11 protein-coding genes are annotated in these 14,802 nt (G+C 30.6%); 2 read left to right on the top strand and 9 right to left on the bottom strand.

The genetic code is table 11. From position 1 onward, the window contains the following. Positions 1-468 precede the first annotated feature (468 nt). The 3 genes from F3K33_RS10710 to F3K33_RS10700 all read right to left on the bottom strand — a co-directional run bounded on the left by F3K33_RS10710 (position 469) and on the right by F3K33_RS10700 (position 5,006). The gene (locus F3K33_RS10710; RefSeq protein ID WP_039771980.1) at positions 469-1,389 is read right to left on the bottom strand and encodes a polysaccharide deacetylase family protein; all 921 of its coding nucleotides are present in this window, start codon (positions 1,387-1,389) and stop codon (positions 469-471) included. 143 nt (positions 1,390-1,532) lie between these two features. Then, positions 1,533-3,272: an ABC transporter ATP-binding protein gene (locus F3K33_RS10705; protein WP_039771978.1), complete on the bottom strand. Its 1,740-nt coding sequence runs from the start codon at positions 3,270-3,272 to the stop codon at positions 1,533-1,535. After that, positions 3,273-5,006, bottom strand: coding sequence for an ABC transporter ATP-binding protein (locus F3K33_RS10700; RefSeq protein ID WP_154861687.1), 1,734 nt, complete (start codon positions 5,004-5,006; stop codon positions 3,273-3,275). It abuts the gene before it with no gap. Positions 5,007-5,146: 140 nt separating this feature from the next. On the opposite strand from F3K33_RS10700, the gene F3K33_RS10695 reads away from it, so the two are divergent. Further along, positions 5,147-6,013, top strand: a complete 867-nt coding sequence (locus F3K33_RS10695; protein ID WP_023975879.1) for a LysR family transcriptional regulator — start codon at positions 5,147-5,149, stop codon at positions 6,011-6,013. Between the two features lie 323 nt (positions 6,014-6,336). On the opposite strand, the gene F3K33_RS10690 is transcribed toward F3K33_RS10695, so the two are convergent. The 6 genes from F3K33_RS10690 to F3K33_RS10665 all read right to left on the bottom strand — a co-directional run bounded on the left by F3K33_RS10690 (position 6,337) and on the right by F3K33_RS10665 (position 13,438). After that, positions 6,337-7,557 carry an MFS transporter gene (locus F3K33_RS10690; RefSeq protein WP_039771975.1) on the bottom strand — a complete coding sequence of 407 codons (1,221 nt, stop codon included), beginning with the start codon at positions 7,555-7,557 and terminating at the stop codon, positions 6,337-6,339. Positions 7,558-7,694: 137 nt separating this feature from the next. After that, positions 7,695-8,510, bottom strand: a complete 816-nt coding sequence (locus F3K33_RS10685) for an ABC transporter ATP-binding protein (RefSeq protein ID WP_039771973.1) — start codon at positions 8,508-8,510, stop codon at positions 7,695-7,697. Further along, a complete protein-coding gene (locus tag F3K33_RS10680) occupies positions 8,511-9,518 on the bottom strand; it encodes a FecCD family ABC transporter permease (protein WP_039771971.1) in 1,008 nt (335 codons plus the stop codon). 1 nt (position 9,519) lies between these two features. Next, a complete protein-coding gene (locus tag F3K33_RS10675; protein WP_039771969.1) occupies positions 9,520-10,512 on the bottom strand; it encodes a FecCD family ABC transporter permease in 993 nt (330 codons plus the stop codon). After that, positions 10,499-11,449 (bottom strand): ABC transporter substrate-binding protein, encoded by a 951-nt coding sequence (locus F3K33_RS10670; protein WP_039771967.1) that lies wholly within the window; start codon positions 11,447-11,449, stop codon positions 10,499-10,501. Before F3K33_RS10670 ends, F3K33_RS10675 begins: the two co-directional genes overlap by 14 nt. A 369-nt stretch (positions 11,450-11,818) precedes the next feature. Next, entirely contained in the window at positions 11,819-13,438 is a 1,620-nt protein-coding gene (locus F3K33_RS10665; RefSeq protein WP_039771965.1) for an N-acetylmuramoyl-L-alanine amidase family protein, read from the bottom strand. Between the two features lie 214 nt (positions 13,439-13,652). Between F3K33_RS10665 and F3K33_RS10660 the strand changes: the two genes are divergently transcribed. Then, entirely contained in the window at positions 13,653-14,654 is a 1,002-nt protein-coding gene (locus F3K33_RS10660; RefSeq protein WP_012058362.1) for a helix-turn-helix domain-containing protein, read from the top strand. The last annotated feature ends 148 nt before the right edge of the window (positions 14,655-14,802 follow it).

The raw sequence follows: 14,802 nt of genomic DNA, 5'->3' as shown, positions 1-14,802 counted from the left end.
TATATGTTGCAATTCACAATGCACATTTCACAATTCACAATTACGGCTAAAATTCTTGCAATATTTTTAGAATTATGATGAAGAATTAGTTTTGCAAAATAATATATATATTATTTTAAAATACAATTTTACATTTTCAATAACCTTTAACTCAATTGTATAAATTTCATTTTATCAATTTACATATTATACTAACGCAGGTATAAATGAAAGCTAAATTTTGCCACCCAATCTCTTAATTCATTGGCTATTTATACAATACACTTTAAATAATGCACTTTAAATAATACTATAACTTAAAATTAAAAATATAAGTGATAAAAATCATTCATATTTTTAATTTTCGATTGGCTTACATAACTTATACTCTCAAGTGGTACAATGTCCACATGTTTAATCTCAACATAAAGTCCTAGAGAACAAAAAGTCTCCCCCTTATTTTATAAATAAGAGGGAGATAATAATTAATTATTCTATTATTTTAAATTCATAGCCTTGCTGTTTTAAATATTCTATTATTCTTGGTAAAGCCTTCGCTGTTTCTTCTTTTCCATAAGTATCATGCATTAAAATCAGTGCCTTTTCTCTATTACCAATACTTTTTATAGCTTCCTGAGTTAGTTCATCTGCATTCTTTTTATGAGTACCTTCTGCATCTCCTGATAATGCATTCCAATCAATTTGATGCCAATCCTTCTCATGTAGGGCTTTGTCCACTTTTTCTGCTCCTTGAGGATCCTTTTTACTCCATGTTTCTTGTCCACCTGGAAACCTAATTGATCGTGTTGAAAAATCTTCGCCTAAAACGTTTTTTAAAGCTTTATCTGTTTTATCAAAATCAGACATACAATTCTCCAAGTTTATTTTACCCTTTGGAAATAAGTAACCATAGTCATGTGAATATGAATGTATGCCTATTGCATTACCTTCTGCTACTTCCCTCTTTACTAGGTTCTTGCTTGCATCATCTTTATCAACATACTTTCCTATAAGGAAAAATGTTGCATGTACATCTTCAGATTTAAGGATATCTAAAATTTGAGGGGTAACTGTTGTCGATGGGCCATCATCGAAAGTTAAGTAAGCAACTTTTTTACCATCAGCTCCATCAGGCTTTTGGTTCTTCTCTTGCTGCTCAATATACTTTTCTAAATATGCAACATCTTCTACGTTGCCATTGCTTTCCTTATTAACTGAATCGCTATTTTCTTTATCATCATTAATACTTTCTCCCGTGTTGCTAGCAGCTTGTACCGTCTTACTGCCTGCTGAAAATTTCTGTACTGCTACTATGCTTCCTATAATTACAAGTAATGCAACTGCAACAATTAATATAGTAATTCTCGCTCTCTTAATATTTTTAGTGCTATTACTATTATTACGTTTCATTTTTCTACCTCTTATACATTTAAAAATTTATGATCCTCTATAGCCTTAAGAGACTCATGATAAAAAAGCTATATTATTAAATATGATATTACCTATACAATTTATACTAACATATAAATTTTTTTAAATATATAAACATCTTTTTACAGCTGATGCTTAAACTGACTGTTATAAAGTTCTGTATAAATTCCACCTTTATTTACAAGTTCCTCATGATTCCCTCTTTCAGCAATTTTACCATTCTTCATAACAAGGATTATATCTGCATCACGGATAGTAGAAAGTCTATGAGCTATAACAAAGCTTGTACGTCCTTTCATCATTGAAAGAAATGCATTTTGTATTTTTAGCTCAGTTCTTGTATCTACATTACTTGTTGCTTCATCTAATATGAGCATTGGCGGATCAATTAGCATTACTCTGGCTATAGTCAAAAGCTGCTTTTGACCTTCAGAAAGATTTCCTCCAGATTCAGTTATAATCGTATTGTAACCATCAGGAAGTCTTTTTATAAAACTATGAATAAAGGCAGCTTTAGCTGCATTTTCAACTTCTTCTAAAGTAGCATTTGGTTTACCATAAGCAATATTTTGCCTTATGGTTCCTTCAAATAGCCATGTATCTTGAAGCACCATACCAAATTGCCTTCTAAGATTATTTCTTGTAAGGTCATTTATACTCTTACCATCTATAGTAATCCTACCTTTCTCTAAATCATAGAACCTCATAAGTAAGTTAACTATAGTGGTTTTGCCAGCACCAGTTGGTCCTACAATAGCTATTGTGCTTCCTTTTTTTATATTAACGCTGAAATTTTCTATAAGTGGAACTTTCTTATTATAAGAAAATGATACATTATCAAACTCAACATTTCCATCACAGCTCTCTATATTTTCAGCTTCTTTAGAATCTGCTTTTTCTGGCTCCTCATCTATAATAGAAAATATTCTTTCACAAGATGCAAGAGCTGCTTGAAGCTGAGTAGCTACACTAGTAATATTGTTTATTGGTTGCGAAAACTGTGTTGAATAGGTTAAGAAACTCGAAATAACACCAACACTTAACCCGCTTAAAACCGAAAGTATTCCTCCAACAAGGCCAACTAAAATATATGTAATATTATTTACAAATCTTGTGGCTGGATTAGTAAGCGATGAATAAAACTGTGCAAGCTGTCCGCACTTGTAAAGCCTTGAATTAATTCCCGAAAAGTTCTCTTGTGCTCTTTCTTCATATCCAAAAAGTCTTACTACTTTTTGGCTTCCCACGATTTCTTCTATATAACCATTTAATTCACCTAAAGTCTTTTGCTGCTCTTTAAACATTTTATTTGATCTCTTTGTAATGAAAGAAGCAATAAGAAAACAAAAAGGTGTCATTAAAACTATAACCAACGTTAATTTAAAACTTAAACTTACCATCAAAACAATTGAACTTATTATAGTTATGATTCCTGGATAAAATTGTGTTATTCCTTGAAATAACCCATCTGAAACATTATCCATATCATTTGTAAGTCTGCTTATAATATCTCCATGAGGATTTTTATCAAAGTATTTTAAAGGCAGAGAGCTTATCTTATTTAAGGCTTCATTTCTAAGATCTTTTACTGTGTTATATGCTACAATATTAGCCACTATAGTAAATAGCCACGTAAATAGTGCACTTATTACATATATTACTCCTAGTATTATAATTGTCTTAATTAATCCATCAAAATCAACTTCACCTTTAGCAACTATATGATCAATAGACCTTCCCACTATTAACGGCATAAATGCTATAAGTATATTACTTATTAGCGCAAATATCAGAGATGCAAACATATATCCTTTATATTTTGAAACATAACTAATTAATCTAGAAAATGTACTTTTTTTCATTTACATAGCCTCCTTTGTAATTTGAGAGCTACATATTTCTCTATAAACCTCGGACTCTTTAAGCAATTGTTCATGGTTTCCAACTCCCGCAAGTTTTCCGTCATCTAATACAATTATTAAATCAGCATCCTTTACAGTGCTTATTCTTTGAGTTACCATAATTACAGTTGTATCACTGGAATTTTCTTTAAGAGCTTTTCTAAGTGCAGCATCTGTAGCATAATCAAGAGCACTTAAGCTGTCATCCATTATTAATATTTCAGGTTTCTTTACTAAGGCTCTTGCTATAGTAAGTCTTTGCTTTTGACCACCAGAGAAATTAACTCCGCCTTGGGATATATATGTGTCATATTTTTCAGGCATTTTTTCTATAAAATCTGCTGCCATTCCGATTTCAGCTGCCTTCTTAACTTCACCCATGCTTGCATTTTGAGAGCCCCATCTTATATTTTCTGATACAGTTCCGGTAAATAAAACGGCTTTTTGAGGAACTAGTCCTATATTGTTATCAATTTCTTTTTTATAATAATCTTTAACATTAATTCCATTTAGCAAAACATTTCCTTTGCTTGCATCATATAGTCTAGGTATTAAATTAACTAAAGTAGTTTTTCCTGAACCTGTACCACCTATTATCCCAACCATTTGTCCTCTTTTTATTTCAAAAGAAATATTACTTATTGCATCTTCCTTAGATCCTTTATAAGAAAAAGATACATTATCAAATTTAATTATTGGAATATCTTTATTAATATTTTTACTAAACTCAGAATTTCCACTGTACTTAATACTTGGTTCTGTTCTAAGTACCTCATTTACACGAGCTGAACTAGCTGCTGCTTTAGTAAAAGTAACTATAAGGCTAGCAAGTACTATGAGCGCCGATAATACCATGTTTATATAATTTATATAAGCTATAACCTGTCCTGTTGTCATTCCACCTACATTTACTCTTATTCCGCCAAACCAAATTACTGCCATAAGTGCAAAATTCATTATTACACTTGTAACTGGATTCATAAGAGCAGATATTTTTCCTACCTTAATTGCAGTGCTTGCAAGTTCCTCATTCGATTCTCTAAATCTTACTTTTTCACCTTCTACTCTTGAAAATGCTCTTATAACTCTTACTCCAGATAAATTTTCTCTTAAAATAAGCGACAACTTATCAAGTTTTCTTTGAACCACCTTATATAGAGGAAGAGATTTATTCATAATAAGATATATTGCAAAAGCAAAGAATGGAATTGATAAATACATTATAAGCGACAATTTCACGTCAAGATACATAGCCATTATAATTCCACCAATGCAAAGAAACGGTACCCTTATAGCAAGTCTTATAAGCATTGCAAGGCCAAGTTGAAGCTGATTCACATCATTTGTAACACGATTAATAAGAGATGGCGTCCCAAAATCATCAATCTCATTATATGAAAAAGTTCCTATCTTTTTGAACATCTCATTTCTAAGAGCCGTCCCAAACCCTTGTGAAGCAATAGATGCAAAATACTGACATGTAAAAGATGATAACACACCTAAAATTGCCATAGAAAGCATTATTAACCCTATTTCAAATATATAGTTTATGTTTTTTGTTCCTATTCCCTTATCTGTTATAAATATCATTATTGTTGGTATTGATATTTCAAAGACAGCCTCAAGCAACTTAAATATAGGACCTAATGTGACTTGCCTTTTATACGGTTTTACGAATTTTAATAAATATTTCAAGATTTATCCCCCTATCTGTAATGTCTTATTGAACATTCTCAAAATTTCCTTTATCATTATAACAAAAACATATCTATATAAAAAATACATAATATGTATCGATGCCATATATTTTTTGTATATCAAAAGGTGGATAAAAAATGGATATTAAACAATTAAAATATTTTTATGCAATTGCAGAAGAAGGCCAAATAACAAATGCTGCCAAAAGACTTCATATGGCTCAACCCCCTTTAAGCTATCAGTTGAAAAATTTAGAAGATGAACTCGGCGTTAAACTGGTTGAACGAGGAAGTCGAAATATAAAACTTACCGATGCTGGAGTTATACTTTATAAGCGCGCTAAGCAGATATTATCTTTAACAAAATCTACTGAAAATGAATTAAAAGATTTTAAACAAGGAAATCACGGGACCTTATCCATAGGCACTGTATCTTCATCTGGAGCGTCACTTTTAGATAGCAGGTTAAATATATTCCACGAAAAATACCCTTTCATAAATTTTGAAATTCATGAAGGGAATACCTATGAATTATTAGAGTTATTGGATAAAGGTATAATTGAAATTGCTATTGTAAGAACTCCATTTAACAATTCGGGAATAAACTCAATTTTTTTACCAAAAGAGCCTATGGTTGCAGCTATGAGAAAAGACTTAAACTGGACTGATAGTGAAATCATAAACATTACTGAATTAAATAATAAACCCTTGATATTCTATAGACGATTTGAAAGTCTCATATTTAAAGTATGCCAAGATTTTAATTTTCAGCCAACTGTATTTTGCAAAAATGATGATGCACGAACTTCCCTGCTTTGGGCGAATTCTGGACTTGGAATCGCCATAGTACCAAAATCTGCAATAAAATTAATAGGTTCTTCAAGTATAATTTACAAAGAAATTGATAGTGACATATTAACAACTCAGATAGCTATAATATGGTCAAAAACAGGGTACCTTTCATCATCTGGAAAGAATTTTTTAGACCTGTTCGAAAATACGTAAATTTTTAATATCGGACTTGATTACTTTTTAAAAAAGTTTAAAACAACAGCAAACTCGCTGATTATTCAAAAACAGCTTTATAAAGTTCATCAGTTATCCCAATAATTCAGTGGTAACTTTACTAATCACACAATATAATTTTTTAGTCTACTTGATTATCTCATTAGAATATGAAATAAATAAAGCTGAGGCTTTCTTATATAAGAGCGCCCCAGCTTTTAATTAATATTTATAACGTCTCAATCATTGTTAAATATTCTCTAACTATACTCTATAATTTAATTTACTTACATCAATATACGTTAAAGATTAGTTATTTATTTTTAAGCTTTTCTTACATTCCATTTTATAAAATACACTACTCCAACGCTAGAAATAGTAGTCAGAATAACGATGCTAAAAAGGCTAAAATTAAAATCTATTAATTGTCCAAAAATCAGTTGTCCAGGGGGCACGCTTACTGTAGCTACTGCTGTAGAAAAAGCACTGACCTTTCCAAGCATATCTCCCCTTACTTCCTGTTGAATATAGTTTAAAGATATAATATTAGATAAAGCCAAAGATAACATTATTCCAAAACCTCCAAATGAATAAAGCCCTAAAATAAAGAATTTATTTTCAGCATTTAAGTATACAGCTATTCCCATAATTATTAGAGCAATTACCATAGGATACATGGTCTTATGTAATTTTTTCACACTAAATAATTTAGGCCTAAAGGTTATTGCCATGCCTCCTATTATCATGCCTGCAACAAATATAGCTTCTATAAAACCATACATACTGGAAGGCAGACTCATTTGTATATTAATAAAATATGGAGTCACAACACTTAAAATCGGCACCACAAAAATATTAGTCAGAGCATAAGAAACTATGATTCCTAAGACGATTGTCTTTCTTTCCTTCAAATATATAAAACTCTTTTTCATTTCCTTTATTGATTTTAAGATAGGATTTTTAAATTTCTCCCTTATTTCCAAATCAGGAATATTTAAAAATAACTCTAAGATTGCGCATATTAAAAAGCTTATAGCATTTATTATTACAACCAGCTTTATTCCAATAAAACTATATAAAATCCCTCCAAGTACTGGTCCAAGCAAATTAACTACATATCCAACCTGCTGAATTATTCCATTAGCTGAAGGTAATTTTTCCTTTTCTATAATTTGAGGAATAGAGGATGTAACGGCTGGACTGTATAAAGTATAAATAACACTTAACATAAACATTACAATACCTACTATTATGGTATTATCTCTTCCACTCATAAGTATTATTCCATAGGCGCCCATTAATACACTACTTACAAAATCAAGATAAACCATTATTTTTTTCCTGTTTACTGTATCCGCAAGGAAGCCTGCAATTGGTGCAAATAAAACATATGGAATAGTTGATATTGCTAATATGGTTGAAAAAACTCCAGCACTTCCTGTTAAATTTAAAATGTATAAAGACATACAAAATCTCTGAATTGCATTTCCAAATAGAGATATTATCTGACCAATAACAATTATAATAAAGTTCTTATTTCTCATGTTATCCTCTTTCACGGCACAATCAAAAAAATAATAGACCAATATGCTTGCCTATTTCGCGTCATACTGCGTCAGCAGATTGCCCCAATAGGGCTTGGCTATTAGGCTAATCTACTTCCTTGTCTGACACGAAATATTCAGCACATCTTTGGTTTATTATTTTCTTTCATGTGCCTAAGTTCATATTCTACGCAGATTGGATACTCACCATTTTCACTTAATTGTAATTTAACATCTATTCCGTAGATTTTTCTTAAGTTTTCTTGTGTTATTACTTCCCTAGGAATACCCTTGCATATGATTTTCCCCTGCTTCAGTCCAATGATATTACTTGCAAATCTGCAGGCATTATTTAATTCATGAAGAACTATTACAACAGTGATATTATTCTTTTTATTTAATCTCTCTAATACCTCTAATACTTCAAGTTGGTAAGACATATCTAAATAAGTTGTAGGCTCATCTAACATGATTATATCTGTTTCCTGAGCCAAGGTCATTGCAATCCATGCTCTCTGCCTCTGGCCTCCAGATAGATTATCTATTTCCCTGTCTGCAAACTCTTTAAGACCTGTCTCCTCTATTGCCCAATCTATGATTTCCTTGTCGTGGCTATTTAGGCCTCCAATCATCTTTTGATGTGGAAATCTTCCGTAGGCAACTAATTCTTTAACAGTAATTCCACTTGGACATGTTGGCCCCTGAGGCAAGAAGGCAACCTGAGTTGCTATTTCTTTTTCCTTTTGTTTTTTTATATTCTTTTCATTTACAAAAATTTCACCGTTCTTTGGTTTTATTATTCTACCTATAGTCTTAAGCAGAGTTGATTTTCCACATCCATTGGCTCCTATGATTATACTTATTTCTCCCTTTGGAATCGAAAGGTTCATATTATCTATTATTAAATTATCTTCATAGGCTACGGATAAATTTTTTACACTAATCGCTTCCATCTAATTCTCCTTCATCATTAAGTAAATAAAATATGGCACTCCAAAAATTGATATTGTAATTCCAACGGGTATTTCAATTGGAGAAAATAAATTTCTTGAAACTGCATCTGCAAGTAAAATTATTACTGCACTTATAATCGCAGATATTACAAGAAAGTTTTTATGATAAGGTCCAACTAACCTTCTCGCTATATGAGGACATATTAAGCCTATAAATCCAATATTACCTGCAAAAGCTGTAGCTGCTCCAGCAAGAATAACCGCAAGTGTTAAGAATTTTTTTCTCTCCTTATTTAAATTTAATCCAAGGCAAACTCCATGTTCATCTGATAAATTAAGAACATCTAATTTCTTATAATTCATGATTACTAGAGTAAACATTATAATAACTAATGGAATTATTATTTTTGCATAATCCCAACCTGAACCCCAGAGACTTCCAGATGTCCAGATTAGCACTCTGTTATAATCACCAGCTCCTCCTCTAAAAGTGAAAAAAGTTATAAAAGCACTTAAACCTGCATTTATTCCAAGTCCTATAAGAAGCAGTCTCTTTGGCCTTACTCTATCTTTGCTTGATAAAAGGTAAAGTATAATTGCTGAAATTCCTGCACCTAAAATCGCCATAAGAGGCAGCACATAAATAGATAAAGCACCAAGTTCACTATAGTAATCCTCAGTTTTTAAAGAAATAAAAATAACAGCTGCCACTGCTGCTCCAGCATTAATACCTATTATCCCTGAATCAGCTAATTCATTTTTTGTTATTGTCTGAAGGAGTGCTCCAGCTGTAGATAGGGCTATTCCTACTGAAATTCCAACTAAAAGTCTTGGAATCCTGGTGTTTAAAAGTGCTGCTTTCTGTAGTTTTGTTCCCCCTCCAAGGAGCGTATTTATAATATCTAAAGGTCCTATTTTATAAGTTCCCCAGCTCAAATATAATATTAAAGATATAAACAGCAAGGCTACTAATATTAAAACTGTCATTTTAAAATTTTTCTTTTTCATATCAGCCTTTCTCCTTTCTCGCTACAGCTATAAAGAATGGAACTCCTATTAAGGCTGTGAATATTCCAATTGGTGTTTCATAAGGATTTAAAAACATTCTTGCAGCAATATCAGCATAAGTTAAAAGAACTGCTCCAAATAAAAAAGAACAAGGTATGTTTATTCTATAATCTTCTCCTAAAATTTTTCTTACAATCTGAGGTACAATAAGTCCAACAAAACCAATATTTTTACCAACAGCAACTGCACCTGCACACATTGGTATCATAACAAGTAAAGTTATTAATCTTATTTTCTCAGGATTTTGCCCAAGGCTTATTGCAACATCATCTCCAAGACTTAATATATTTATCTTTTTTGAAAGTAAAAGTGCAATTATTAAACCTATGGTTGCAATCACTGAAACTAATTTAAAGTCTAACCAGGTTGCATTTCTAAAACCTCCAGCTACCCAAAAAGCAAGAAGCTGGGATTGGTTTGATAATAACCCTACAATAGTTGTAAGAGAAATAAAAAAGGTACTCATAGCAGTTCCTGCTAAAAGTATTTTTGTAATTGAACTATTATTTGCTTTTCTTGATATAAAACCTATTACTATAATTCCACTAAATATTGAACCAATTAAGGCTGCTATCATAACATTTGTAGTATTTATTGAAATTCCCATAGCATAAAATATTGCAATAACCAAAGTAGCTCCCTGGCTTACACCAAGAAGCGATGGTTCTGCTATTGGATTTCTTGTTACTCCCTGAATCATGGCTCCTGTTACACCCAAAATCCCTCCTGTAAATAATACACATAGAACTCTAGGAATACGTACATCTCTAATAAGTACAAGTTCAAGCTGTTCACTATAGTTAAAAATACTATGCCATATTTCAGAAATTCCAATCTGGGTAGCTCCTAGGCTTACGCCTAGGATTAGACCCACTATCAGAATAAAAATACTACAAACTGTAAAAGTTATTGCATTTTTATTATTTCTTTTCATTTAACTTCTCCACTATTTCATCTAAAAGTTTTTCTCTTCCTATTGGACTATAGCCTTGATTAAAATAAGGTGAGGATGGTAATTTAACAACCTTGCCATTCTTTACTGCTGGAAGTCCATTCCATATTGCATTTCCTTCAAGAGTTTTTGAGTCTTCATCAGTTGCAAGAACGAATATATTATCTGCTTTTATTGCTGCAAGTCCTTCATATGTTACAACTGGTAAGCTTATATCAGTCTGCTCTGGCATACCTTCTGGTTTATTTAAACCCATATCTTCATATAATACATTTCCAAATCCAGCTCCATCAAATACATAGAATTGACCACCGCTAGCTAAGAAGGATAAATAAGTTGCATCTTTCCCCTGAGTTTCCTTAATCTTATCTCCTGCTTCTTTTGCTTTTTTATCATAATTTTCTATCCAATCATTTGCTATATCTTCTTTATCAAAAACTTTTGCTAAATTCTTAACATCTTCCTTCCAATTTAATGCTTCTGATTTAATCATAACTGTTGGTGCAATTTCTTTTAACTGATTATACATTTTTTCCTGTACTGTTGAAATTATTATTAAGTCAGGATTTAAATTCATTATTGCTTCAATGTCCATAGTGTCCTGCATGCTATAACCTACTATTGTTGCATCCTTTAATGTATCTTCTAAATATGTAGGTAATTTTTTATAATTATAAGCATCACTATTAGCTGTTCCTATTACTTTATATCCCAAAATTGATAAAACATCACTCTTACCACTTAAATCAACTATTCTTTGAGGATTTGCTGGAATTTCAATTTCTCCTTTAACATCAGTTACTTTAACAGTTTTATTCTCCTCTTTTACTGTAGAATTGCTTGTATTTGTACACCCAACAAATATCATTGACGTTAAGCAAACTGCTAAAAGTTTCTTAGCCACTGAAATTTTCTTCATTTTGTATCTTCCTTTCATAATTTATATTTTTTTCCACTATCTAGCTACTGTGAAAATCCAATCTAGAGCAATGGGCAAAGTGAATTACACTCTACTTTTCTATTAATGTAGAGACTAAGTAATACATTTCTATACAGAGTAACCATTCATTATAAAAATCCAACTCAAATTTATACATAGATCATATTCTATCTGAATTAAGTTCCACTTTATTATTTCCGACAAAAACAATTGTATATGATATTCATTCTCATTTCAATATTTGCACCAGATTTAATTATTTTTGCACCTTAATTGATTATTTTTGGCTTATATATGAATTAAATAACTTTATACTATCAATTACTTAAGCCTGAAACATATTAAAAATTATTGAATCAAATCCCCATTAATCCCCAGTTTATATCCATCAACCGTAGTATCATAAAGCATTTCTCCTGATGTATTTAAATAATACCATTTTCCACTCTCATTTAGCCATCCAGTTTTCATCGCTCCGTTTTCGCTTAAATGGTACCATTTGCTATTTTCATTAATCCATCCTGTCTGCATTATTCCAAAAGAATTTAAATAATACCATTTATTCTCGTCGTAAAGCCATCCAGTAGCTTTAATATACTCTGGCTTATTATAACTCCAGCTTCCATCTGTATTCATTATCCATCCTAATTTTTTTGCTAAAATCTCTTCTGGCCCATATCCTTCTACCTTTATCTCTTCTGTATCCTCTGATTTTATTGAGTAAACATCAACATCTTCACTCCAAATTATCATATGATTTTCATCATAAACCGATAAATTATCCATAGATCCATCTACCTTATAAATCTTATCCCATTCACTGTAATTATCAAATTTATATACAATTCCATTTTCAACCTTCCATAGGTTTCCATTCGTATCGATATCTATATTTTTTATTTCTTCTGCCGCAATATTATAAGCATATACATAATTTTGATTTCCTCGCTCTTCATATAATGAAATAGTTTGAATTGTTATTGTTCCTGAATCTTTTATATACTCAACCATATATCCTCCTGCCACACTTATTTGGGCCCCATCAAGTAGACTTACAGATGTTCCATCTGTACCAGAAAGTATATATGTAACTGTATTTTTAGCATAGTTAGCACCATCTATCTTATCTTCAGCCTGCTCTTTTGAAATCTTTTGTATAGCTAGAAAACTTACTGTTTTACCATCATTTTCACTTGTATCAAATGCATTTCCAGCATTTACATCAATCCCATCTATTTTACTTATTATTTCATCACTTTCAATAGTAACCTTTGCAGTTCTATATATATAATCTGCATCTTGTCCGAGTACATTTGACTCTGAAACGTATGCTCTGGTTCCTTCTTTTTTATCAATTGTATTTGTTAATGTAATAATATTGCTCGATGTTGTTGCAACCTTAATTTTACCTAAATTGTAATCCGCATCTATATAATTTCCTTCTGAATCTGTGTAAATATTATAACCATCATAATTAGTAAAATACCAGCTTTTTCCGAATTTGGTATTAGGGATTTCAACTAAATCGTTTTTCAAACTAGTCTCTGAATATCTTCCTTTAGTGTTTTTTCTTATCTTTCTTGATAACGCCAAGTATGCATTATCTACATCATCCTCTATTAAGCTGTTTTCCGACAACTCACCATTTGACATGTCCAAATAGTAATCTCCATAGTTCATCTCAATATATTTATCTAAGTATGTTCTATAAACTTCTCTTTCAATATCTATATCATTAATTTCAGTATACTTATCTCCATTTAAATAATATGCCCCTTCATTTTCAGCCTCTTTTGTCTCTCCCTTAATATAAAACTTACCGTCTTTATAAGCCGCTGCTTCATAAATAGTTCCTTCTTCTGATGGTATTCTAGGATAAGTCTCTGCCTTAACTTGCATTGAACCCGTCACTGACACAATTGCTGCTAAAGCTAAAACTGATTTAATTTTATTTGTTCTTCTTTTCATAATTCCCTCCGACTTCTAACTTTTCTAAAATATACTTTACAACATTTTATAATTAGTTTAGAATTTATTCTTAACCAAAGCAATTGTAGATGATATTCATTCTCAATGCAATATTCACATCTAATTTAATTAGTTTTACATCTTAACTAATCATTTTCTTGTTTTGAGTATCTATATCATATGTCTAATAATATAAAAATTAAAGGAGTATTTTATGATTGTAAAATCTAGTGATGAGTTTAAAGCCGCAGTCTTAAAAAAATTGAATTTTAGTAAAATTGAAAATGAAAATTATACTTTATATACAAATAAGGATAGACCCGAATTTGGTCATTGCATTATTTATTCAAGGGATGGATATTATAGTTTAGGTATTGCGGATTATACTATTCCTAAAGACTTTTCCTTATCTTTTTCTAACCCTGAGCTACTAATGCGTTTTGGATTAGTTTATAAGGGAGTTACAGAATTTCAGCTTGAAAATAATCCTGTATCCTCTTTTACGCCTTCTTCATTCTTTGTTGTAGAAAAAGATTTAAAAGGAAAACAAAAATGGGCAAAAGGTCAGCATTATCATGGAACTGAAATAACTATACATGAAAAATATTTCACCGAAATTATAAAGCCTAATTTTTCTAATGCGATCGATTTTGATTCTTTTATTAGAAATTATACATATATCTATCTTCCTCTAGAAATTACAGAAATTATCCGTCAACTACAAAGCTTAGCTAATAAAAACTTATTAAATAGTATTTACTTGGAAAGTAAAATATTAGAATGTATTGCTATTTTAATAAACGAGGTCAATAAATCTCCTGAGAATGCTTTTACTAATCAGATTGACTATGGAAACATTAATATTGGTAATAATAGAATAGTAAGATTAACCTCTTTTGATATTCGTGCTATTCAAAAAGCTCATGATATTTTATCTAAAAATTATCATAATCCTCCAAATATAAATAGCTTAAGTAAGATGGTCTTTTTAAATGAGCAAAAATTAAAGGCAGGATTTTCAAAATATTATCATATGTCGATTGGTGAATATACAAATCATATTAGAATGATTATTGCTGCAAATCTTTTATCAACAACAGATTTAAGTATCGAGGAGATAGCATATAAGGTTGGATACAATTACTCTGCTAATTTTGCTAAAATGTTTAAGAAAACATATGGAAAAACACCTTTAAATTTTAGAAAACTCAAGTAAAAATATTACTAAAAGAATTTTTACATAATGGTATTGACAAATTATAATTTAGATTTATAATTATCTTAAGTGATAATCATTATCATTATTAAATAATAATATTTAATAAAATATAAATATAGTTTAAATATAAAAATGAATTTTAGGA

Source organism: Clostridium beijerinckii, assembly GCF_008705175.1.
Taxonomy (GTDB): Bacteria; Bacillota; Clostridia; order Clostridiales; family Clostridiaceae; genus Clostridium; species Clostridium beijerinckii.
The sequence above is the reverse complement of the archived record's forward strand: the minus strand, read 5'-3'. Positions and strand labels throughout refer to the sequence as shown.

Coding starts and splice junctions, on each gene's coding strand:
- F3K33_RS10685 (WP_039771973.1), bottom strand. CDS start 8,510: ATGGAAGCGATTAGTGTAAAAAATTTATCCGTAGCCTATGAAGATAAT.
- F3K33_RS10680 (WP_039771971.1), bottom strand. CDS start 9,518: ATGAAAAAGAAAAATTTTAAAATGACAGTTTTAATATTAGTAGCCTTG.
- F3K33_RS10670 (WP_039771967.1), bottom strand. CDS start 11,449: ATGAAGAAAATTTCAGTGGCTAAGAAACTTTTAGCAGTTTGCTTAACG.
- F3K33_RS10710 (WP_039771980.1), bottom strand. CDS start 1,389: ATGAAACGTAATAATAGTAATAGCACTAAAAATATTAAGAGAGCGAGA.
- F3K33_RS10660 (WP_012058362.1), top strand. CDS start 13,653: ATGATTGTAAAATCTAGTGATGAGTTTAAAGCCGCAGTCTTAAAAAAA.
- F3K33_RS10690 (WP_039771975.1), bottom strand. CDS start 7,557: ATGAGAAATAAGAACTTTATTATAATTGTTATTGGTCAGATAATATCT.
- F3K33_RS10675 (WP_039771969.1), bottom strand. CDS start 10,512: ATGAAAAGAAATAATAAAAATGCAATAACTTTTACAGTTTGTAGTATT.
- F3K33_RS10665 (WP_039771965.1), bottom strand. CDS start 13,438: ATGAAAAGAAGAACAAATAAAATTAAATCAGTTTTAGCTTTAGCAGCA.
- F3K33_RS10705 (WP_039771978.1), bottom strand. CDS start 3,272: ATGAAAAAAAGTACATTTTCTAGATTAATTAGTTATGTTTCAAAATAT.
- F3K33_RS10695 (WP_023975879.1), top strand. CDS start 5,147: ATGGATATTAAACAATTAAAATATTTTTATGCAATTGCAGAAGAAGGC.